This is a genomic window from Campylobacter concisus (assembly GCF_015229965.1).
Classification (GTDB): domain Bacteria; phylum Campylobacterota; class Campylobacteria; order Campylobacterales; family Campylobacteraceae; genus Campylobacter_A; species Campylobacter_A concisus_BD.
On sequence record NZ_JAAKZB010000045.1, the window covers coordinates 1 to 2263 of the forward strand.

A 2263-nucleotide genomic window follows, 5' to 3' on the forward strand; every position below is an offset into this window, starting at 1 on the left:
ACTCTGCTACTCTTATGCTCCTCTTTATGGTAGCTTTCATCATTTGTGTTTGATATAGCTATAAGCTCTGCGTTTAAATTTATATCATTGCCAGAGTTTAGGTTTGCACCTTTTAGGCTAAGAGCACTTTTGGCATTTAAATTTATATCGCTTCCTGAGTCTATAGTGCTATAAACTGCCTTCTTGCTGCCATTTGCCACAAGGTCAAAGCTACTCTTATAAAAGGCATTTGGATTTAAAGATATTTTGCTCTTTTTAGAAGCATGAGAGCTAGCCTCTACATCGTAGCCGTTTTCAAAGAGGATATTGTTGTTTGAGTTTAAATTTATATCTTTGTCTGATTTTAGCTTAGATGATACTAGATAGATATCATTAGCTGAGTTTAAATTTATGTTATTGCCTGATTTTAGGCTAGTGCTTACCACCTCTGAGCTTACAGCGCTATCTATGGTTTGTTTTTTAGAAAGGAGCGATTTAGAGCTATTTATAGCTGTTGCTTCGCTACTGTTTGACTGCGCTGCTAGTATGATGTCGCTAGCTTTTAAATTTATATCTTTTAGCGAGTTTAGATGTGATGATGAGACTACAAGAGTGTTTTTAGCATTTAAATTTATGTCGCTATTAGCGTTTAAATTTGCAGCACTTACTCTTTTTACACTCTCGTCAAATTTCATACCTTTAGAGCTTGCGTGATGAGTATAGCTAAACTCATCTGCTTTTATCTCTATATTATTGCCTGAGTTTAAATTTATATCTCCACTTGCATCTAAATTTGAGCCAGAGACTTTTATATCATTGCCAGCTTGTAAATTTATATCATTTGTGGTCTCTAGGTTAGAGACTTTGCTAAAGTGAGACTTGCTTTGATCTAAGTTTATATTGCTCTTTGCGTTTATGTTTAAATTTTTAGATTTTAGATCAGAACTATCTATCTCTATATCATTAGCCGCGATGTTAGCATCGCCGCTAGTTGATAGCTCCGCACCTTTTAGCTTTATCTTTTTATCCGCATTTAAATTTAGACTATCAGCCACTACACTACCAGCTAGGCTTATGTTGCCTTTGGCGTCTAAGTCTATGTTATTAGCCATTACAAGAGCTGATGCTTTTACGTTTTTATCTTTAGCTTCTTTTTTAAATTTACTTATGCTCTCGTTTCTTGCTTCATATAAGCCATCAAGGATATTTGCTATATAAGCAGAGTTTATACTATCAAGGCTGTAGTAATACCCTTGGTTTTTCACTCTTCTATTTAGGTTTTTAATAATTGGGCTATTAAATATTGGCTCAGAGAATTTATCCAGATCAACATTTGCTAGTTTTATATCGTCATTTAGTGCGTAGCTAGAAAAGTCCTGAGTGCTTCCTACTATGTTATTGCCCGCTGCAAAAACTGCTGGCAAACCAACATCAGTGTATGAGAAGTTAAAAACTTTTCCTGTTCCGCCCTTAGTTTTCCATCCTCCGCCTCTATACCATTTCTTTTTCTCTTTCCACTTATAAACACTATAGCTATTTACATTGTTATTTAGCATTAGAGCTATGTTTTCTACATTGTCACTATTTAGTTTTAAATCTCCACCAGCATATATAACACTCTTATCGTTTAAGATATCATTTACATTTAAATTTATATCATTGTTTGCTATTATGCTGCCTGGGATGAAGTTGGCTTTATCATCTTCATTTAGAACATCTTTAACTATGCTATATGTGATGGTTCTTTTTTGTTCATTATTCTTTGCTCTACTAGTATCAACTAGAACTTCGTTTGTATCATAGTCTAGTCTTAGGTTGTGAAATATCTTTTGGCTGGTGCCGTATAGATATGAGTCTTTATGTAAATTTAGAGCATATAGAGCGCTATCTTTATTTATAGCCTCTTTTAACACTAGCTCATTTACCTCGTTTTCATCTAGCTCACTTATATCTTTGCCTAGTTTTTTAGCTAGTTTGGTGCTTATTTTCTCTTTTAGTTCTTTTAAATTTACGCCAAGCTTATATCTATTTACACCCTCTTTTTTTAGGTGCATAGTGTCTTGTTTATGCACTGTATCCACCCTAGCCTGCGAGCTTGAGTTATTTACCAGCTTTTTAGCCTCTACATTTATATCTTTGGCATAAATTTGACTAGATGTATTTACCAAAGTGTCTGCTTTTATGTTAAGGCTCTCTTTTGCTGCTATTAGCGCTTCATCTTTGTTTGTTATAGTCTTTGCATCTATCTTAGCCTCTTTGTTAGAAGCGATAGCGCCAGCATTAA

General features: G+C 34.3%; 1 protein-coding gene. It reads right to left on the minus strand.

Annotated features, from left to right (window positions below; translation table 11 throughout):
- Positions 1-2263 (minus strand): hemagglutinin repeat-containing protein (locus G6W43_RS10450; protein ID WP_194169760.1); only part of this gene is annotated, 2263 nt, incomplete at both ends.